The sequence below is a fragment of the Pseudomonas sp. C7.1 genome (genome assembly GCF_056312395.1).
Window position 1 is genome coordinate 4,128,678 of record NZ_JBWDTL010000003.1, and the last position, 20,312, is coordinate 4,148,989.

The 20,312-nt window shown below is 60.9% G+C and carries 16 protein-coding genes, 1 pseudogene and 1 CRISPR repeat array; of the genes and pseudogenes, 12 read left to right on the forward strand and 5 right to left on the reverse strand.

The features are described 5' to 3' along the window. The first annotated feature begins 248 nt into the window (after window positions 1-248). The 3 genes and pseudogenes from AC0T4W_RS22775 to AC0T4W_RS22785 form a co-directional block, all read left to right on the forward strand. On the forward strand, window positions 249-455 hold the full coding sequence (locus tag AC0T4W_RS22775) for an addiction module protein (RefSeq protein WP_476323129.1): 207 nt from the start codon (window positions 249-251) through the stop codon (window positions 453-455). Then, the gene (locus AC0T4W_RS22780) at window positions 455-742 is read left to right on the forward strand and encodes a type II toxin-antitoxin system RelE/ParE family toxin (protein ID WP_476323131.1); all 288 of its coding nucleotides are present in this window, start codon (window positions 455-457) and stop codon (window positions 740-742) included. The genes AC0T4W_RS22775 and AC0T4W_RS22780 overlap by 1 nt, the downstream gene beginning before the upstream one ends. Before the next feature lie 67 nt (window positions 743-809). Then, window positions 810-1,346 (forward strand): annotated as a pseudogene (locus tag AC0T4W_RS22785) (REP-associated tyrosine transposase); the annotation flags it as partial. 166 nt (window positions 1,347-1,512) lie between these two features. Here AC0T4W_RS22785 and AC0T4W_RS22790 read toward each other — a convergent pair. Then, on the reverse strand, window positions 1,513-1,845 hold the full coding sequence (locus AC0T4W_RS22790) for a helix-turn-helix transcriptional regulator (protein ID WP_476323134.1): 333 nt from the start codon (window positions 1,843-1,845) through the stop codon (window positions 1,513-1,515). Between the two features lie 582 nt (window positions 1,846-2,427). Here AC0T4W_RS22790 and csy1 point away from each other — a divergent pair. From csy1 to cas6f, 4 genes are read left to right on the forward strand one after another with little or no spacing between them, the layout of a single operon-like run. After that, on the forward strand, window positions 2,428-3,789 hold the full coding sequence (gene csy1 / locus AC0T4W_RS22795; protein WP_476323137.1) for a type I-F CRISPR-associated protein Csy1: 1,362 nt from the start codon (window positions 2,428-2,430) through the stop codon (window positions 3,787-3,789). Next, on the forward strand, window positions 3,782-4,792 hold the full coding sequence (csy2, locus tag AC0T4W_RS22800) for a type I-F CRISPR-associated protein Csy2 (RefSeq protein WP_476323140.1): 1,011 nt from the start codon (window positions 3,782-3,784) through the stop codon (window positions 4,790-4,792). The genes csy1 and csy2 overlap by 8 nt, the downstream gene beginning before the upstream one ends. Before the next feature lie 5 nt (window positions 4,793-4,797). Beyond that, window positions 4,798-5,817 (forward strand): type I-F CRISPR-associated protein Csy3, encoded by a 1,020-nt coding sequence (gene csy3, locus AC0T4W_RS22805; RefSeq protein WP_476323143.1) that lies wholly within the window; start codon window positions 4,798-4,800, stop codon window positions 5,815-5,817. A 2-nt stretch (window positions 5,818-5,819) separates the two neighbouring features. Next, the gene (gene cas6f, locus AC0T4W_RS22810; protein ID WP_476323146.1) at window positions 5,820-6,383 is read left to right on the forward strand and encodes a type I-F CRISPR-associated endoribonuclease Cas6/Csy4; all 564 of its coding nucleotides are present in this window, start codon (window positions 5,820-5,822) and stop codon (window positions 6,381-6,383) included. Between the two features lie 129 nt (window positions 6,384-6,512). Next, a CRISPR array of direct repeats spans window positions 6,513-9,360; the repeat unit is 28 nt; unit sequence GTTCACTGCCGAATAGGCAGCTCAGAAA. A 124-nt stretch (window positions 9,361-9,484) separates the two neighbouring features. Here the strand turns inward: cas6f and istB are convergent. The 4 genes from istB to AC0T4W_RS22830 all read right to left on the reverse strand — a co-directional run bounded on the left by istB (window position 9,485) and on the right by AC0T4W_RS22830 (window position 14,047). Beyond that, on the reverse strand, window positions 9,485-10,240 hold the full coding sequence (gene istB, locus AC0T4W_RS22815) for an IS21-like element helper ATPase IstB (RefSeq protein WP_476316371.1): 756 nt from the start codon (window positions 10,238-10,240) through the stop codon (window positions 9,485-9,487). A 16-nt stretch (window positions 10,241-10,256) separates the two neighbouring features. Beyond that, window positions 10,257-11,777 (reverse strand): IS21 family transposase, encoded by a 1,521-nt coding sequence (gene istA, locus AC0T4W_RS22820; RefSeq protein WP_476323149.1) that lies wholly within the window; start codon window positions 11,775-11,777, stop codon window positions 10,257-10,259. Window positions 11,778-12,238: 461 nt separating this feature from the next. Further along, window positions 12,239-13,738 (reverse strand): YifB family Mg chelatase-like AAA ATPase, encoded by a 1,500-nt coding sequence (locus AC0T4W_RS22825; RefSeq protein WP_476323152.1) that lies wholly within the window; start codon window positions 13,736-13,738, stop codon window positions 12,239-12,241. A gap of 39 nt (window positions 13,739-13,777) precedes the next feature. Beyond that, window positions 13,778-14,047: an accessory factor UbiK family protein gene (locus AC0T4W_RS22830; RefSeq protein ID WP_411174362.1), complete on the reverse strand. Its 270-nt coding sequence runs from the start codon at window positions 14,045-14,047 to the stop codon at window positions 13,778-13,780. 427 nt (window positions 14,048-14,474) lie between these two features. On the opposite strand from AC0T4W_RS22830, the gene glnK reads away from it, so the two are divergent. The 5 genes from glnK (at window position 14,475) to AC0T4W_RS22855 (ending at window position 20,215) form a co-directional block, all read left to right on the forward strand. Beyond that, the gene (gene glnK, locus AC0T4W_RS22835; RefSeq protein ID WP_021700071.1) at window positions 14,475-14,813 is read left to right on the forward strand and encodes a P-II family nitrogen regulator; all 339 of its coding nucleotides are present in this window, start codon (window positions 14,475-14,477) and stop codon (window positions 14,811-14,813) included. A 36-nt stretch (window positions 14,814-14,849) separates the two neighbouring features. Then, entirely contained in the window at window positions 14,850-16,163 is a 1,314-nt protein-coding gene (locus tag AC0T4W_RS22840) for an ammonium transporter (protein ID WP_476323156.1), read from the forward strand. A gap of 78 nt (window positions 16,164-16,241) precedes the next feature. Beyond that, on the forward strand, window positions 16,242-17,492 hold the full coding sequence (locus AC0T4W_RS22845; protein WP_476323159.1) for an ammonium transporter: 1,251 nt from the start codon (window positions 16,242-16,244) through the stop codon (window positions 17,490-17,492). Window positions 17,493-17,746: 254 nt separating this feature from the next. After that, window positions 17,747-18,076, forward strand: a complete 330-nt coding sequence (sutA, locus tag AC0T4W_RS22850) for a transcriptional regulator SutA (RefSeq protein ID WP_160014953.1) — start codon at window positions 17,747-17,749, stop codon at window positions 18,074-18,076. Window positions 18,077-18,235: 159 nt separating this feature from the next. Next, a complete protein-coding gene (locus tag AC0T4W_RS22855; RefSeq protein ID WP_476323162.1) occupies window positions 18,236-20,215 on the forward strand; it encodes a neutral/alkaline non-lysosomal ceramidase N-terminal domain-containing protein in 1,980 nt (659 codons plus the stop codon). Window positions 20,216-20,312: the final 97 nt, after the last annotated feature.

Sequence of the window (20,312 nt, forward strand, 5' to 3'; positions counted from 1 at the left end):
CTACACCCGGCGTAGGGTGGATGACGCTTTTTTCATCCACCATTGCGGGCTGTCCGGCTAGCCGCAGAGCCATGGTGGATAAGCTGCGCGTTGTCCACCCTACGGCCTGCATCGCCTTCCGTGGGGCTTTGGCCGCAAGCCTAATTGTCGATGCGAAAATCCCATGCAGCGCCTGCCTGCGGGTTGGTTGCCTTTCGGCTATTGCAGGCTCAAGCTAACCGCTTATCGCGCCCTGTCGGGAGATACCCATGAGCACCGAGAAAATCGTCGAGCAAGCCCTCAAATTGCCGGCCACGCAGCGCTTCGAAATCGCCCAGCAGTTGCTGCACAGCCTGGACAAACCCGACCCTGAAATTGAGCGTATCTGGGGTGAGGAGGCCGCCCGCCGCCTGCAGGCCTACCAGCTTGGCGAGTTAGAAACGCTGTCCCTCGACGAGGCACTGGACCGTTCTTGATGCAGGTTCGCTTCGCCCGCATTGCCCGCGACGAACTGATGGCCGCGTGCGCCTGGCTGGACGAGCAACAGCCCGGCCTGGGTAATCGGCTTATCGCTGAAATGCGCCAGACCAGCGAACGCATACAGCGCATGCCCCTGATGTACCCCATCGACCACGGCGACATCCGCAAGGCGACATTGCCTCGCTTTCCCTACAGCCTTCGCTATGCGGTGCTTGCAGAGTCAATCCTGATACTCACCGTTTCTCACCACCATCGGCAGCCTGATTACTGGCTGAACCGTTAATAGCCTGTAGGGGGGATGACGCTTTTTTCATCCACCATCGCAACTCAGCGCTCAAGGAGGAGCAAGGTCCAACTACCGTCGCGCCCGCATACCAGGCGCTACCTACTTCTTCACGGTCAACCTGCATGATCGTGACAGCGATCTGTTACTGCGCGAAGTCGATCTGCTCCGTGGTTGTGTTCGGGCCTGCAAGTTGCGGCATCCCTTTCATATCGATGCCTGGGTAGTGCTACCCGAGCATATGCATTGCATGTGGACGTTGCCGGAGGCCGACAAGGATTTCGCCCTGCGCTGGAAGGTCATCAAGTTCTCTTTTGCCAAGCGCCTGCCCCTGACCGAACCGCGCAATCGCAGCCAGATTGCCCGCGCAGAACGAGGCATCTGGCAGCGACGCTATTGGGAACACCTGATACGCGACGATCTCGACTACCAAAGGCACTTCGATTACATCCACATCAACCCGCTGAAGCACGGCCATGTGCAGCGGGTAGGCGATTGGCCGCATTCGAGTTTCCATCGGGCGGTACGGGATGGCATCTATTCGCCGACTTGGGGCGGTGATTCAGCGTTGGCGTCCGATACGGATTTCGGCGAAAGGCCTTGAATGGATATTGGTGGAAAACGCTTCGCGGTTTTCCACCCTACAGGGCTTTAGCCGCGAACCAGTTGGGTAGGAACACGCGGTGTCAGGAAACTCCCGGACTCATAACGTACAGCCCGCAAATTTCCGTGCAGCGTCAGCCGGAGCGCCGAAACCTGTTGGCCGGCCATCAGTCGTCACCCAGGTTCTGCCAGGGGGCTTCGATGGTTTCCTTGATTTCACTGCCAGGCGGCGAGCGGTCCGTGGCGTAGCTCAGCGCTGCCTTAGCGGGGCCGGCCGCCAGCAGTTGCTCGACCTGGCGCGCCAGCTCCTTGGGGATCAGCATCAGGGTTGCATCCAGGCCCTCGGCGATCTTATCCAGGGTGGCCAGGCTGGGGTTGCCGTCTTTTTCGATCTTGCCGTACTGCTGGCGATTCAACCCCACCCGCAGCGGCATATCCGTGCCCTTGAGGCCAAGCTGCAGGCGTCGGTGTTTGATCTGGGTCAGCACTGTGCTGCGCATGGGCTACCTCACTCACTCCAACCAGAGTGCAGCATACAAGGCTCTATTGGATAAAAAGAGCCTTAAAAGCTGCACTGGTCAGCTACAACATTGAAGGAGGAAAACCGGCCCGAAGGCCGGTAAATAGCTGTTCTGCCTATTCGGCAGTGGAGTTTCTAGGCCAGAGCCAATAGCTCATATTTCTAAGCTGCCTTTGCGGCAGAAGGTTGCACCCACCCCTCTCCAGCAAACGCTGTAGAGGGGTAAATGATGCTCGGGGAGTTTTACCAGTTGCACGAACTCGTTTGGCTGGCTACTCTGAAGTCGCACCTCATGATCGAAGGCAAGGGCTAATAGATCATAGGTTAAAAATTCATTATCAGTAACCAGATCTGACCCTGGTTACTGATGAAACAACGCTTGGTTGTGAGCCGAGCATCCATCTGCAGGAATGCCGCAGAAAGGAGGGTACGAAAGTGATTGGCTATCGCTTCGCGATAATAGGATAACCAGGGCACGGATGCCCATTTACACCCCGAGATAGCGATGCTTCGGGGTGCATCTTACCTCTAGCTGTTTCTCCCAGCACAAGGATTTGTTGCTATGCACGACCCATCACCCCAGCGACAACGCGAAATCCGCAGCCTGATCGAACACTTTATTGCCGAGCGCCTGGCCAGCAAGCTTGAAGGCCTGGCCGACGATGACCCCAAGCGCGTCAGCCTGCTGGCCCAATACGCGCCGGCCACTTGGCTGGAAGACGCCGCCCGCCGTGCCGGGCAGATTCAGGCGGTGACCCATACGCTCAAGGCCATCCACCCGGATGCCAAGGGCAGCAATCTCTATTGCTTGCCGAGCGCTTTACCCCAACACCAATTGGTGGGCAGCCACTGCCTGGGCGAGGACTTTGCCGGCGATGTGGTGGGTAACGCCGCCGCGCTGGATGTGTACAAGTTGCTCAAACTGGAGCACGACGGTCAACCGCTGCTCAGCTTGCTGCTGGCAAACGATGCCGACGCCCTGGCCGCGTTGCATAAGGATGCCGAGCAGGCCCAGCGCCTGGCCGCAGCCTTTACCAGCATCACCCGCGCGCGGGACGGCTTAGCCTCCCACACCCATGGCAAGCAGCTTTACTGGCTGGTCGGCGATGAGCCGCGCAACGACGCCCACTACCACCTTCTCGCACCGTTGTATGCCAGCTCCCTGGCGCATCGGGTTTACCTGGGCATCCAGGCGGACCGCTTCGGCGAGCCGGCCAAAGAGGCGCGCCAGGCACGCCGCGACAAACAGTTGCACCCTGGCACCATTCACGAATACCCGCAGCTGGCGGTGCAGAAGCTCGGTGGCACCAAGCCGCAGAATATCTCCCAGCTCAACAGCGAGCGGCGCGGCGACAACTACCTGCTCGCCTCCCTGCCGCCGAGCTGGCAGCAACGCGATGTGCGCTTGCCGATCCGTACCCAGGCGGGCTCGATCTTCCCCGCCTTTGGCCAGCGCCCGGCGGTGGCTGAGTTGGTGCGCACGCTGCGCGATTTCCTCCTCAGCGGCCCACCGCCGAACGTGTACACCCGCAATAGCCGTGACGAATTGCTCACCGAGCTGATCGACGAGTTGCTGCTGTACGCCGCCGAGCTCTGGGCCTTCGAGCCCGGCTGGTCGGCCAAGCCCGAGTGCAACCTCAACCGTGCCGAGCAACTGTGGCTGGATTTCCGTCGCGCCGGCCAGGACGAAGTGTTCGCCAGCGAGTGGCGGCGCATGGCCTGGATCGATGAGATCCGCGAGCGCTTCGCCAACTGGCTCAATGCCCGCCTGGTGGACAAGCTCTCGGTCGGCGACGTGGAGAACAGCTACTGGGCCAAGCACGCGGGCAGCAACGCCCTGTGGCTCGACCTGCACTGGCTAAACGAGGCCTGGCTTAAACAATTCGAGCGCGAACAACGCGACCTGGGAGACGAACATGAGTGAACTCCCAGCCTCCAACGGCCTGCTGATCGTTCCCCATCTGCGCGTGCAGAACGCCAACGCTATCTCCAGCCCGCTGACCTGGGGCTTCCCCGCCATCAGCGCCTTTATCGGTTTGATGCACGCCGTCGAGCGCAAGCTGGCGGGGCGCTACCCGCTGCTGTTCGACAGCGTCGGGGTGATCTGCCACAGCCATGAAGCCCAGGTGACCGAGGGCTACCAGCGCGCCTTCCACCTGACCCGCAACCCGGTCAACGAGCGCGGTGAAACAGCCGGCATTGTCGAAGAAGGGCGCATCCATCTGGATATCACCCTGGTCTTCGCCGTCAGCGGTTACGCCGAAGGCGAACAGCTTAATCCGCTACATGAGCAGGGTGACTGGCAACAGCGTCAGCATATCGCCCGCGATATTGCCGACCTGCTCGGCGGCATGCGCATCGCCGGCGGCAGCGTGTTTCTCGACCCGCAGCGCAAACCGTCGCTGGTGGCCCTGTCACAAAATGGCGAAAAGCGCAGCACGCAGTTCCGCCAACTGCGCCGCCGCTGGCTGCCGGGTTTCGCCCTGGTCAGTCGCGACGACCTGCTCGCCGCGCACCTGCAAACCCTGCGCACCGAAAACGACGAGGCAGACTTGCTCGACGCCTGGCTCGACCTGTCGCGCCTGAATATCCGTGCCATAGAAACCCGCGCGGCCAGCGACACCCAGCCGGCGAAAATCCAGTGGCGCGCCCAGCGGGTGCTGCCCAACGGCTGGCTGGTGCCGATCCCCGTGGGTTACGGCGCGCTAAGCCCGCTGCAAGAGGCCGGCACCGTCGCCAATGCGCGGGACGAACACAGCCCGCTGCGCTTTGTTGAAAGCCTGTATTCCATCGGCCAATGGCTCAGCCCGCATCGCCTGCGCGATGTCGACGACCTGCTCTGGTGCGCCAGCGCCGAGCCAGAAGCCGGCCTGTACCGCTGCCACAACCACTACGCCCGCAACCTTTCTGTTGATGACAAGGAGTGACCATCATGACCACCACACCTCTGAAAACCGCCTCCGTGTTGGCCTTCGAGCGCAAGCTCGACCCCTCCGACGCGCTGTTTCACGCCGGTGACTGGCACACGCGGGACACCTGGCAGCCGCTGGCCGTGGGCACCAAATCCGTGCGCGGGACCATCTCCAACCGCCTTAAAACCAAGGATCAAGACCCCGCCAAGCTCGACGCCGCCATCGAAAACCCCAACCTGCAAACCGTCGACGTCGCGGCCCTGCCGCACGACGCCGACACCCTGCGCGTCAGCTTTACCCTGCGCGTACTCGGCGGTGCCGGCACACCCTCGGCCTGCAACGACGCGGACTACCGGCAAAAGCTGCTGGACACCGTGCAAGGCTATGTAGGCACCCACGGCTTCGGCGAACTGGCACGGCGCTATGCCCATAACCTGGCCAATGGCCGCTTCCTCTGGCGCAACCGTATCGGTGCCGAACAGGTTGAGGTGCAGGTCGCTCACCTGGTCGACGGCAAGCCCGCCAAGCACTGGACCTTCGATGCCCTGAGCCTGTCCCTGCGTAACTTCGACGCCAGCGGCGCAGCCACCACGGCGCTGGGCGAGCTGGCCGCCTTGATTGCCGACGGCCTGGGCGGCGAGCGCCATGTGCTGCTTGGCGTCACCGCTTACGTGCGCATCGGTGCCGGCCAGGAAGTGTTCCCGTCCCAGGAGCTGATCCTCGGCCGCGAGCGGGGCGACAAGAGCAAGACCCTCTACAAGGTCAACGAGGTCGCCGGCATCCACTCGCAAAAACTCGGCAACGCCCTGCGCACCGTCGACACCTGGTACCCCGAAGCCGGCGACCTCGGCCCCATCGCCGTGGAACCCTACGGCTCGGTGACCACCGAAGGCCGCGCCTACCGCCAGCCCAAAGCCAAGGCGGACTTCTACAACCTGCTGGACAACTGGCTGCTCAAGGACAAAGTGCCGAGCGAAGGTGACCAGCACTTCGTCATGGCCACCCTGATTCGCGGCGGCGTGTTTGGTGAGGCGGGCTAGCCATGGACCATTACCTCGACCTGAAACTGCTGCCCGACCCCGAGTTTGCGGCCACGCAGTTGATGAACGCGCTGTTCGCCAAACTGCACCGCGGCCTGGTCGAACTGGGCAGCGCGGATATCGGCATCAGCTTTCCCGATAGCCCGCGCACCGGCCACGGCTTTGGCCAGCGCTTGCGTTTGCATGGCAGCGCAGCAGCGCTAGACCGGCTGCTGGCGCGCAACTGGCTAAGCGGCATGCGCGACCATGTGCAACTCAGCGAACTGGCCGCCGTACCCGCCAACGCCCAGCACCGCAGCCTGCGCCGCGTGCAAGTCGACAGCAGCCCCGAACGCCTGCGCCGCCGCGCCATCAAACGCCACGGCCTGACCGAGGAACAAGCCCGCCAGCGCATCCCCGACCACGCCGGCAAAACCACGGACCTGCCCTTTATCGACCTGCGCAGCCAAAGCAGCGGCCAACGCTTCCGCCTGTTTATCGCCCAAGGCCCGATCCAGGCCACCGCCCAACCCGGCCCCTTCAACGCCTACGGCCTAAGCCACGAGGCCACCGTGCCTTGGTTTTGACCCTTTTTCAGCAGGCAAACTATGGCTCTTTAAAAACAAGGACTTAGCAACGAGGTAAAAAAGAGGGTTAAACGCTAGAAAAGGCCGGAAACGCTTTGCACAGCAGAGCGTTACGGCTTTTTGGGTCTAGTTCACTGCCGAATAGGCAGCTCAGAAAGCGCCGCGCCTTGTAAAGGCCCGCCCTACAAGGTTCACTGCCGAATAGGCAGCTCAGAAAATCCGGAGCTTGACGGCAGAGTCCTTGAATCCGTTCACTGCCGAATAGGCAGCTCAGAAAAGCACAAAAGCGCCAAAGGCTTCGGCGCCTGGGTTCACTGCCGAATAGGCAGCTCAGAAAAACGATGGTATTGCCGCTAGTGCTGCGAGACCGTTCACTGCCGAATAGGCAGCTCAGAAAAGAACAACATACGCATGGCGCTGGCATTCGTTGTTCACTGCCGAATAGGCAGCTCAGAAATCAAAGGGGACATTCGACACCTCCTACGTTGGGTTCACTGCCGAATAGGCAGCTCAGAAAGTGCAGATGACCCCGCCGCGCGTACAGGTTTTGTTCACTGCCGAATAGGCAGCTCAGAAACGCCCCGGCGACATGCTCGACGCCATCTGTCAGTTCACTGCCGAATAGGCAGCTCAGAAACATCCTATGTACGTGTTCGCTGGCGTTCCTATGTTCACTGCCGAATAGGCAGCTCAGAAAATGTAGCGGCCACGGCTTAGCCAGGGCGTCAAGTTCACTGCCGAATAGGCAGCTCAGAAATCAACAAACTCGTCTCTGACGCGGTACGGCTTGTTCACTGCCGAATAGGCAGCTCAGAAACGGTAAAAATGGATGTGCTCACCGGCAAGTTTGTTCACTGCCGAATAGGCAGCTCAGAAATCTGTTTAGTGGTAACACGGTGTCACAATAACGTTCACTGCCGAATAGGCAGCTCAGAAAAGCACATCACCTTCACGGTAGATGGGCACGCGGTTCACTGCCGAATAGGCAGCTCAGAAAGCGCCGCAGCGAACGCCCGCCCCGGACGCCACGTTCACTGCCGAATAGGCAGCTCAGAAAAATGACTGGCACGCTAAGGCCGCTGGTAAACGGTTCACTGCCGAATAGGCAGCTCAGAAACCTTGCGCACAAGGGGCGTACCGTCCTGCATAGTTCACTGCCGAATAGGCAGCTCAGAAATGGCCGACGGCAGCTATCAGATAACACTGAGTGTTCACTGCCGAATAGGCAGCTCAGAAAACTACGGCCCCACGGCACACCCCGGCGGCGTAGTTCACTGCCGAATAGGCAGCTCAGAAAACAACGGCGAGACCGCTAAGAAGCGGCTTCTAGTTCACTGCCGAATAGGCAGCTCAGAAAAATCCCATGCAGAGATTCCGCCTCACCGGGCCGTTCACTGCCGAATAGGCAGCTCAGAAAAGCTCGACAAAGTCGCCTACATTTAGGAGTAGGTTCACTGCCGAATAGGCAGCTCAGAAAATCACGAATGGCGCGGCGTTGCTCAGCCAATGGTTCACTGCCGAATAGGCAGCTCAGAAAATTTACTGAATCCAGGTAATACGATGTACGGGGTTCACTGCCGAATAGGCAGCTCAGAAATTGTCGACCCAGCATTCGCCGCCACTGATCACGTTCACTGCCGAATAGGCAGCTCAGAAATGCCGCTGCTCCTTGGTGGCCTGACGCTTGGCGTTCACTGCCGAATAGGCAGCTCAGAAAATATCGCGTCTTGCCCGCTCCCAGACTTGTATGTTCACTGCCGAATAGGCAGCTCAGAAAGCTCGGCTTCGGCTTCGGCTTCGTAGCGGGCCGTTCACTGCCGAATAGGCAGCTCAGAAAAAAAGTAAGAGTGCCGCGATTGTTTACAGGCCGTTCACTGCCGAATAGGCAGCTCAGAAAATCGTCGAGTTGTACTGGATCAACGGGACAGCGTTCACTGCCGAATAGGCAGCTCAGAAACATCCACGTCACGGCGTCCATGAACATCTGCAGTTCACTGCCGAATAGGCAGCTCAGAAAAGCCCGCTGCGCTGATGGTTCCGCTGCGCTTGGTTCACTGCCGAATAGGCAGCTCAGAAAAAGGCGATGTATGGGATCTGCTGTCTGAGCGCGTTCACTGCCGAATAGGCAGCTCAGAAAATGCCTGCCGACTTCGGCCAGCAGCACACTATGTTCACTGCCGAATAGGCAGCTCAGAAAGGCTTGGCGAGGCAGCTGGACGCTATGCTGCAGTTCACTGCCGAATAGGCAGCTCAGAAAAGGCAAGCATCAAGGGCAACAAGATCAAGATTGTTCACTGCCGAATAGGCAGCTCAGAAAGCATAGATATGAACAGCGCATGCGCTCCCCATGTTCACTGCCGAATAGGCAGCTCAGAAAAGTGGTTGGGCTAATCCAGCACGCTTGCTACTGTTCACTGCCGAATAGGCAGCTCAGAAATGCGCGACCGAGCAAGCAACGCCTGCTGGTCCGTTCACTGCCGAATAGGCAGCTCAGAAAAATCGATGATGTCCGCTGCCAAGCGTTGCGGCGTTCACTGCCGAATAGGCAGCTCAGAAATTTGTGCATGAGTCGTCGCGAAGCTTCATACAGTTCACTGCCGAATAGGCAGCTCAGAAATTAGCGAAAACAACTGCACCCTCGATGCCGGGGTTCACTGCCGAATAGGCAGCTCAGAAATGCTCCAGCAGTTCGATAATCTCGGCCACACCGTTCACTGCCGAATAGGCAGCTCAGAAAAATGAAACGCACCCCTCTCACCACCTTCGTAGGTTCACTGCCGAATAGGCAGCTCAGAAACGATGGCAGCGCTGTAATTCTGGGCCGAGTTCGTTCACTGCCGAATAGGCAGCTCAGAAAAGCTGGGCGCTGATGTCATCGCCCCCCACAAGGTTCACTGCTTAATAGGCAGCTCAGAAAAGCCTGCTCTGCGATGCAGAAGGCAACGTGATGTTCACTGCCGAATAGGCAGCTCAGAAAAAGTTTATGTGCTGCAGGCTGCGGATTCCACGCCATTCGGACACTCAGCCCACGCTGATCCGGACACCTGTTCCACGGTCATCCGGACAGGCAGTCGGAGCGCAGCGACGCAGGATATGCATTGTTAGTCTGAGGTGCCCGGCGTCGTCAATTTCTTCGCCCGCCTGCGCATCGACTCTCCCTTCAGGTTGATCCGGTAGGCGTTGTGCACCAGGCGGTCGAGGATGGCGTCGGCCAGGGTCGGATCGCCGATCAGTTCGTGCCAGTTGTCCACCGGCATCTGACTGGTCACGATGGTTGAGCGTTGGCCGTAGCGGTCGTCCAGCAGCTCCAGCATGTCGCGGCGCTGTTCGTTGGTGAACGGTGCCAGGCCCCAGTCATCGAGGATCAGCAGGTCGGTCTTGGCGTAGCTGCTCATCAGCTTGACGAAGCGGCCGTCGCCATGTGCCAGGCCCAGTTCTTCCAGCAGCCGTGGCAGGCGCAGATAGCGCACGCTGCAGCCGTCCCGGCAGGCCTGGTGGGCCAGGGCGCAGGCCAGCCAGGTTTTGCCGACGCCGGTGGGGCCGCCGATGATCAGGTTGAGGCCGTCGCGCAGCCACTGGCCGCTGCGCAGTTGCAGGATCAGCGCCTTGTCCAGCCCGCGCGGGGCGCGGTAGTCGATGTCTTCGAGGCAGGCGTTGTGCTTGAGCCGGGCCTGGCGTAGGCGGTTGCTCAGGCGCTTGTCGTCGCGCTCGGTCAGCTCGCGATCGACCAACAGGCCGAGGCGTTCTTCGAAGCTCAGGCTGTCGATGTCGGGTGTTTTCAGTTGCTCGGCGAGGGCTTTGAGCATGCCGTGCAGGCGCAGGGTTTGCAGCTTGTCTAGGGTCGGGTGAGGCAGCATGGTGGGATTCCTTTGTTCAGTGGTAGTAGCCGGGGCCGCGCAGGTTGGCGTGGTCGTCCGGTAGTAGGGGTAGGTTCTGTTGAGCCAGCGGCAGGTTTTCCAGGCCTTGGCGCAGAATCGATTCGAGGCTTTTGTAGCTACAGGCACCGAGGCTTAGGGCGCGCTGGCAGGCGGCTTCCAGCCGTTCTTCGCCGTGGTGCTTGCCCAGGCGCAGGATGCCCAGGCAAGCGCGGTAGCCATGCTGCGGATGCACGCGCCGTTCGAGGATGTGGCTGATTACGCCGGCGGTGTTCGGGCCGGTCTGCTCGGCCCAGCGGATCAGCCGTTGAGGCGTCCACTCGGCATGCTCGCGATGGCTCTTGGGCATGTGCTCGGTCTGCGTGCTGTGCCGGCCTTTGTGCAGGGAGCGTACGTGGCTGGCCACCCGCTGGTTGGCGTGGAAGCACTCCACGGTGCGGGCCGTCAGACGCACCTCCAGCTGCTTCTTCACCAACTGGTAGGGCACCGAGTAGTAATGCCCATCGACCTCGACGTGGTAGTCGATATGCACCCGCGCCTTCTTCCACTCGGCATAGACGTAGGGCTGCTCCGGCAACGGGCGCAGAGCCGGGCGATCCAGGCTGGCGAAAGCCGCCTGGCGGGAGCCCGGTAGCTTCTTGAACGGCCGTTGGTTGAGTCGCTCCAGCAGCACGGCGATGGCCCGGTTGAGTTCGTCCAGGGAGAAGAACTGGCGATGGCGCAAGGCGGCGAGGATCCAGCGCTCGACCACCTGCACGCCGACCTCGGCCTTGGCCTTGTCGCGCGGCTTACGGGCCCGCGCCGGCACCACCGCCACACCATAGTGCTCGGCCAGATCGCGGTAACTGGGGTTGATGTCCGGTTCGTAGCGATGGGCCTTGCTCACCGCACTGCGCAGGTTGTCCGGCACCACGATCTCCGGTACCCCGCCGAGGAAGGCGAAGCAGCGGGCATGGGAGCCCAGCCAGTCGGGCAACTGCTGCGACCAGGTGGCCTCGGCGAAGGTGTAGCTGGAGGCACCGAGCACCGCGACGAACACCTGCGCCTGACGGATCTCGCCGCTGTGCCGGTCGATCACCGGCACCGTCTGGCCGGCATAGTCGACGAACAGCTTCTCGCCGACGCGGTGCTCCTGGCGCATCACCACATCGACCTTGCCGGCCCAGGCCCGGTAGTGCTCGCAGAACCAGCTGTACTGGAAGCCCTGTGGCTGGCCCAGCCGATACTCCTGCCAGAGCAGCGCCAGGGTCACGCCTGGTCGGCGCAGCTCGGCATGCACCCAGGCCCAGTCGGGAGTTGGTCGTTGCTCAGAGGGGATCTCCGGCGGTGGCGGGAACAGGCGCCGCTCCAGCTCGGCGTCGGACAACTCAGTAGGGAGCGGCCAGGAGAGGCCGCAGGCCGTGAATCGGCAAAGGTAATCACCGGCACTGCTGTGACCTATGCCCAGACTGCGGGAGATCTTACGGACAGACAGCCCGCAATCGAACTTGAGGCGCAACACTTCACGGATTTTACGCATGGATAAACGCTCCACGACGACCTCTCTGCTTCGAAAAAGAGGCCAATGGTAGTGAATAAATCCTGCGTAGCTGCCTGCCAGAAAGTGTCCGGATGGCTGTGGAATCAGTGTCCGGATGCTCGTGGAATGGGTGTCCGGATCAGCGTGGAATCACTGTCCGGATGTGCGTGGAATGGGTGTCCGAGTCAGCGCGGAATCCGCACTGCAGGCCGCTTTTGGGTGGGTTAGCGGCGCTGAGACTGGTATGAGGATCTCCACGCAACCCGAGCGGCCCGTAACCCACCATCGCGGTTTTCGGTAGACCGCCATGGTGGGTTACGGCGCATTGGGCGTTGAAGTTGTTTGCTTGATCCGATTCGCACCTCGCCCACCCTACGGATTACCGCGTCGTCATGCACCGTGTCGCCGTTCGTGGCGATTCAACACATAACGGCTACATAGCCTTCTTTAATGGGCGCGATTCAGGCGCTGCTGTTGCTGGGACGGTATTGCAAGGCTTCACCCAGGTGGCTGCGGCTTATATCTGTTGCGCCGTCCAGGTCAGCCAGGGTACGCGCTACTTTTAATACCCGATGTGCCGCACGCAGGCTCAGGCCTAAGCGCTCGCAGGCATTTTCCAGCCAATGGCGGTCTTCGCTCGGCAGGCTGCAGTGTTGTTGCACGCCGGCCAGGTCCAGATGGGCGTTGGCGCAGCCCTGGCGTGCCAGTTGCTGCTGGCGCGCCTGCACCACCTGGGCAGCCAGTTTGGCGCTGCTGGGGCCGGGCTCTGCGTCGGCGTTAAGTCGAGTGGTTTCCCGTGGCACATTGAGGTGCAGGTCGATGCGGTCGAGCAGCGGGCCGGAGAGTTTGCTGCGGTAGCGCTGGATCTGCTCGGTGGAACAGCGGCAGCGCCCGGACGGATCGCCCAGGTGCCCACAAGGGCAGGGGTTCATTGCTGCCACCAGCTGAAAGCGCGCGGGAAAGCGCACCTTGTCGCGGGCGCGGGCAATCACGATTTGCCCGCTCTCCAGAGGCTCACGTAAAACTTCCAACACTTTTCTATCGAATTCGGGAAGTTCGTCCAAAAAAAGCACGCCGTGATGGGCCAAGGTTATTTCGCCAGGTTGTGGGCGACTGCCACCGCCGACCAACGCCGGGCCGGATGCACTGTGATGAGGCGTTCTAAAAGGTCTTTGCGGCCAGGCACTTAGCGGCGTGTGGCTGGCCACGGAATGAATCGCGGCCACTTCCAGCGCTTCTGCTTCGTCCAGCGGTGGCAGTAGGCCCGGCAGGCGACTGGCCAGCAGGGTTTTGCCGGTGCCGGGCGGCCCGGTAAACAGCAGGTTATGTGAGCCGGCCGCCGCCACCAGCAGCGCACGTTTGGCGGCAATCTGCCCCTGCACTTCGGCTAGGTCAGGGTAGGGCAGGATCTGGCGCAGCAGACCCTGGGCCTGATACGGCGCAATTGGCGCTTGGCCGTTGAGGTGGGCGGCGACTTCCAGTAGGTGTTCGACGGCAATCACCGTTAGTCCTGACGCCAGGCTGGCTTCTTCGGCATTGGCCTTGGGCACCACTAAGGTGCGTCCGGCGGCGCGGGCGGCCAGCGCAGCGGGTAAGACGCCCTGTACCGGGCGAATCGCCCCGGACAGCGCCAGCTCGCCCAGGCACTCAAGATTTTCCAGTGCGCTGGCCGGCACCTGGCCGCTGGCGGCGAGAATGCCGAGTGCAATCGCCAGGTCGAAACGGCCGCCGTCTTTGGGTAAATCCGCAGGTGCCAGATTGAGGGTGATCCGCCTGGGCGGAAAATCGAAGGCGCAGTTGAGGATGGCGCTGCGCACGCGGTCCTTGCTTTCCTTGACTGCGGTTTCCGGCAAGCCGACCAGTGCCAGGGAGGGCAGGCCGTTGGCCAGATGGGCTTCGACGGTAACGGCTGGGGCTTCAACCCCCACTTGGGCGCGGCTGTGGACTATGGCCAGGGACATCGATCACTCCTTGATCGGCTGATGCATCCGCGGTGAGCGTTACTCGCTGGTGGCTGGGGCGTCTGCGCTGCGCGCTTCCATCTCGGCCACTTTGGCTTCGAGGGCTTCCAGGCGAGCACGAGTGCGGGCCAGGACGACCATCTGGCTGTCGAACTCGTCGCGGCTGACCAGGTCGAGTTTGCTGAAGGCGCTTTGCAGCAGCACCTTGAACTGCGCTTCGAACTCGCCGCGCGGCAAGGGCGCATCACCGTTGAACAAGCGCGAGGCGTGGGTGGTCAGGGCGTCTAGCAGTGCTTTAGGTGGCAGCATGGTGAGGTTCCGTTTGCAGATGGCGGCAGTGTAGCACGCAGCTTTGCCAGGCTTGCCGGGTGTGTCCGGCGCAGGATTGGCGCGGCCTGCACAGTTTTCGCGCGTTGCTTGGCAGGCTGCTGCACTGTTGTTGTGCGCTGGCTGTGGGGTATTACCGGGCTAAAACGCCTGTTTGTCGGGTAAATACATGAAATAAATAGGTTTTGTCTGATCTGGCAAGCTTTCTGCTTTGTCTCCTGCGACGCATGCACCGATGCAGTTCCGGTGCGTTAGGCGAAGCGGGGAAGTGTTTCGTCGGGAGCGGTTGGTGAGCATCGGTGCCGCTGGGTCAGGGCTGCGATGCATTACAAAAGCCAGGCACTGCGCTTAGACTTGGGCCGGGTTCGTAATTCCTGGGGCAAGTCCACCATACACGGGAGAAAGTTACATGAAGCTAGTCACTGCCATCATCAAGCCGTTCAAGCTGGACGACGTCCGTGAGTCACTGTCGGAGATCGGCGTGCAGGGTATCACTGTCACAGAAGTCAAAGGCTTTGGTCGCCAGAAGGGCCATACCGAGCTGTATCGCGGTGCTGAATACGTGGTCGATTTCTTACCAAAAGTGAAAATCGACGTGGCCATCGCTGACGACCAACTCGATCGCGTGATCGAAGCCATCACCAAGGCTGCTAACACCGGCAAGATCGGTGACGGCAAGATTTTCGTTGTAAACCTGGAACAGGCGATCCGCATCCGTACCGGCGAAACCGGCACCGACGCAGTTTAAGCCTCCGAACGAACCCCACGCCCCAGGAGTTAAACCATGACTCTGCGAAAAATCGCAGGGCTAGGAGCCCTTTTGTCTCTCGTTCCTGGCTTTGCCATGGCCGAAGAGGCAAGCCTGAACAGCGGCGACACCGCTTGGATGTTGGTCGCCACTGTACTGGTGCTGTTTATGACCATCCCTGGTCTGGCGCTGTTTTACGCCGGCATGGTGCGTTCCAAGAACGTGCTGTCGGTGTTGATGCAGTGTTTTGCGGTAACCGGGTTGATCAGCATTCTGTGGGTCGTTTACGGCTACAGCCTGGCCTTTGACAGCACCGGCATGGAGCAGGGAGTCGTCAACTTCAACTCCTTCGTCGGCGGTTTCTCCAAAGCCTTCCTTTCTGGTTTGACCCTGGACAGCCTGGTGGCTGGTGTTCCGGAAAGTGTGTTCATCACCTTCCAGATGACCTTCGCCATCATCACTCCGGCGCTGATCGTTGGTGCCTTTGCCGAGCGCATGAAGTTCTCGGCCATGCTGATCTTTATGGCGGTGTGGTTCACCCTGGTTTATGCGCCCATCGCGCACATGGTCTGGGGCGGCGACGGGGCACTGATGTGGGACTGGGGCGTGCTCGACTTCGCGGGTGGCACCGTGGTGCACATCAACGCCGGTATCGCCGGTCTGGTGGCCTGCCTGGTACTGGGCAAACGCAAGGGCTTTCCAACAACGGCCATGCCGCCGCACAACCTCGGCTACACCCTGATCGGCGCAAGCATGCTCTGGGTTGGCTGGTTCGGCTTCAACGCAGGTTCTGCGCTGGCAGCCAACGGCAGCGCTGGTATGGCCATGCTGGTGACCCAGATTGCCACCGCTACAGCGGCGCTGAGCTGGATGTTCGCCGAGTGGATCACTCACCGCAAACCAAGTGTCCTAGGCATTGCCTCGGGTGCTGTGGCGGGCCTGGTGGCGATCACTCCGGCATCTGGTACCGCGGGGCCAATGGGGGCTCTGGCGATTGGTCTGGCCAGCGGGGCGATCTGCTTCTTCTGCGCCACTAGCCTGAAACGCAAGCTGGGTTATGACGATTCCCTCGACGTGTTCGGCGTCCACGCTGTGGGCGGCATTGTCGGCGCCATTCTCACCGGGGCGTTCGCCGCACCGGCGCTGGGCGGCTTCGGCACGGTGGAAGACATTCCGGCGCAGTTGTGGATCCAGTTCGAGGGGGTGGCCTTCACCGTGGTGTACACCGCGCTGGTGACCTTCGTGATTCTGAAAGTGATCGACCTAGTAATGGGCCTGCGTGTCAGCGAAGAGGAAGAGACCATCGGTCTCGATCTCGCCCTGCATAACGAGCGCGGCTACAACCTGTAAGCACACGGAGCGCGTCCGGAGCCAACCCGGACGTCTTAACCGAATAGCGCTAAAAAGCGCAACGGCAAGAGGTGAACCATGGACAACACAGCATTGACTGCACTGCAGTACGGTTTTGATACCTTCTACTTTTTGGTTTGCGGCGCCCTGGTAATGTGGATGGCAGCGGGTTTTGCCATGCTCGAATCCGGTCTGGTGCGAGCCAAGAACACCACTGAAATTCTCACCAAGAACATCGCTCTGTACGCAGTGGCGAGCATCATGTACCTGGTGATCGGTTACCACATCATGTACTCCAGCCCGGAAGGCGGCATCCTGCCAAGCCTGGGTTTCCTGATCGGTGACGAGAACAGCGTTGAGTCGGTTCTGGCCGGCGGCGACGATGCCCCTTACTACTCGGCGCGTTCGGACTTCTTCTTCCAGGTGGTGTTCGCCGCGACCTGCATGTCGATCGTCTCCGGTGCTGTTGCTGAGCGCATGAAGCTGTTTGCCTTCCTGGCGTTCGCCGTGGTCATGACCGGTTTCATCTACCCGGTACAGGGCTTCTGGAAGTGGGGTTCGGGCTTTCTCAACGAAGCCGGCTTCCTCGACTTCGCAGGTTCCGGCGTGGTGCACATGGCCGGCGCTTCTGCTGCTCTGGCTGGCGTACTGCTGCTCGGCGCACGTAAAGGCAAGTACGGCCCAAATGGCCAGGTCAACGCCATTCCGGGTGCCAACCTGCCAATGGCAGCGCTGGGTACCTTCATCCTGTGGATGGGCTGGTTCGGCTTCAACGGTGGCTCGCAGCTCAAGATGAGCACCATCGAAGACGCCAACGCCGTAGCCAACGTGTTTGTTAACACCAATATGGCGGCTGCCGGTGGCTTGATCGCGGCGCTGATCGTGGCACGTATCCTGTTTGGCAAGGCTGACCTGACCATGGCCCTCAACGGTGCCCTGGCTGGCCTGGTTGCAATCACTGCCGAACCGCTGACCCCGACTGCCCTGCAAGCAACCCTGATCGGTGGCGTGGGTGGCGTGCTGGTGGTGTTCTCGATCCTCGGTCTGGACAAGCTCAAGCTCGACGACCCAGTCGGTGCCATCTCCGTTCACGGTGTGGTCGGTGTCTGGGGCCTGCTGGCGGTCTGCCTGACCAATAGCGACGCGACTCTCGGCGCACAGTTGCTGGGTATCGGCTCGATCTTCGCCTGGGTCTTCGTGGCCAGCCTGATCGTCTGGTCCATCATCAAACTGGTGATCGGCCTGCGCGTTACCGAGGAAGAAGAATACGAAGGCGTGGACATTGCCGAATGCGGTATGGAAGCCTATCCGGAATTCACCAAGCGTTGATTTCCGCTGGTTTCAACAAGGGCGCCCAAGGGCGCCCTTTTTTCTGAAAGCCGGTTAACGGTTGTGATTTTTCAGCATGTGCGCGGTTGTGATGGAGCGGCAACAGACCCTAGAATGCGCGCCGTTGAGCGCAGTTCGCCGATGTGCGGCGCCCAGCCCAACGCAAGGCCACTGGAATTTTTATCAGCGACGTTAGAAAGCTGACGCAGCTGGGCTATAACTACTCTGCTTTTCGCAAGTCATGAGGTTGGAACATGAGCGACGAAGATCTGGAACACGACGAATTAGAAGGCGCTGACGAAGACGAAGGCGAAGAGCTGGCTGCCGCCGATGACGGTGACAGCAGCGACGATGGCGACGGTGACGACGAAGTCGTACCCGCCAGCAAAGGCAAAAAAGCCAAAGCTGCCGTCGACGTAGAAGAACTGCCTAGTATCGAAGCCAAGCAGAAAGAGCGTGATGCATTGGCCCGCGCCATGGAAGAGTTCCTCTCCCGGGGTGGCAAGGTGCAGGAGGTCGAGCCGAATGTGGTTTCCGACCCGCCCAAAAAGCCGGACAGCAAGTACGGCAGCCGCCCCATTTAAGCGGCAGCAGCCATAAACAAAAAAGCCTGCAAGCCAAAAGCCTGTGGGTTTTTTTATGTTGAATGGCCATTTTTGCCGCTAATCTGGCCGTATTCACCTTGTACCGACGTACCAGGTTTGCGCTAGGGTGACGCTTCCCAAGAGCCTGGAGTGTGCTCGATGCGTTTCGTCCTCGCTGGCCTATTGGGCCTGTTGCTGACGGCTTGTCAGCCAATCAGCCAGCACTATGAGTTTGCCCAAGCTGCGCCGCAGCCGGTCGCAGAGCAAACTGCAGCCCTGCTGGGCGCGGCGGTGGAAGTGGATATTAGCCCGCCGCCGGGCCTTCCCAAGGCCGGGTTTTCCACCTGGGCTATGTATGGCGATGGCTTTCGCACGCGGCTCAAGGCGCGGGTGTTCTACCTGCGGCCCAAGGGGGGTGAGCCGCTGGTGCTGGTACAGACCGACCTGCTGGCCGGTTCGGCAATTTTGCATGCGGCCCTCAGCCAGCGGCTGGCGGCAGTCACGGAGATTGCCCCGCAGAACCTGGTGATCACCGCTAATCACACCCACGCTGCGCCAGGGCAGTACTTCGGCAGCGACTTTTACAATAAGCACGCCAGTAATGCCGCAGGCTTCGATCAGCGCTGGTTCAACTTCCTGGCACAGCGTGTCGAAGGCGCGATTGTGCAGGCTCGTGGCCAGCTGCGGCCGGCCAAACTGGCGGTGGGGCAGACGGACATTTGGGGGCAAACGCGCAACCGCTCGCTGCTTGCCTACCTGAATAACCCCGAGATCACCAACAAGGACGCCCGTCCAGAGCGGGTATTCCAGGCGATCAACCCGACCCTGACAATGGTGCGTATCGACCTACAGGATGCCGACGGCCAGTACCGGCCGCGTGGGGCCTTCTCCAGTTTCTCCATCCACGGCACCGGTATCGGTTCGGACAGCGGTTTCTACCACGCCGATGTTTGGGCTTATATCGCCAATGAGTTGGCCTGGCGTGTGCAACAGCAATACGGGCTGGCGGAGAAACCGATTCACGGCGCCTTCGAGGCCAGCCATGGCGATGTGGCGCCTAACGAGAAACCCGGCCAACTCGGCTATGCCGAGGCGCGCCGGGTAGGCAGTAACATCGGCGAGCAGGCCTTTGCCTTGTTCCGCGAGTTGGACGGCCAGCTGCATGATCAGGTGCAACTGCACAGCGCCCTGCGCGAAGTGGACGTGCTGCAACAGCCGCGTATTGGCAGCATCACATTGTGTCAGCCGGCGGTGGGTGCCGCGCTGGCGGCGGGGGCCAGTGAGCATTTGTCGCCACTGATCTGGCGGCTGCCGTTTATTCGTCCTGGGCAGCCGAAAACCTGGTTCGCCGACGATTGCCAGGGTGCCAAGCACTGGCTCGGTACGCGTTGGTTGCAGCCGCTGATTCTGCCGCCGGAAGAGTTTCCCCATCGCCTGCTGATCCAGACCCTGCAGATCGACAACAGCTATTGGGTCATGCTGCCGTTCGAGGTGACAGTGATGAGCGGTCAGCTGATCGAGGCGCAGTTGCGCCAGAGCCTGCAGCGCGCTGGTCGTCCCGTTGGGCCGCTAGTGGTCAGCAGCGTGGCCAATGGCTACAGCGGCTACGTCACCACGCCGAGTGAATACGCGCTGCAGTTCTACGAAGGCGGCCATACCCTCTATGGCCCGCAGACTGCGCCCTTTCTGGCGGCCCACAGCGCTCGGCTGCTGGGTGAGATGCTGGCCCGTGGCAGCTTTGCCGACCTACCGCACCGCCGGGATTTCGACCTGCAATTGGGCCAGTTCTGGCCACCGGAGCAACCCCAGGCCCAGTCGCGTCAATTGCTGCAGCTGCCTGAACTGATCACCGACGGGGAGGAACCTTATTGGCGCCTGCGGTGGCAAGATCAGGCGCCGGCCGCCATGGCCTTCGATCAGCCGCTGTTGCGGGTAGAAATTTTCCAGCAGGGTGTCTGGCAGCCCTTCAGCCGCGCCGGTCGCTTGGAAGACGATCAGGGGTTCGACTTGGCCGTGCGCTGGCTTGGCGGCAACCGCTACGAGGCGCGCTGGTACAACCCGCCGACGGATGACGCGACCTATCGTCTGCACATTGCTCCCCGGGCCGGGCAGCGGGAGTTGCGGGCCGAGTTTAGGTAAAGCGCCAGAGGCATCAGGCTTGTTAGCCGGTACGGTGCTGCCCCTGTGTCTTATACCGAGCTCAGCGTTGAAGAGCGTCACCCGCGCATGGCGTGGA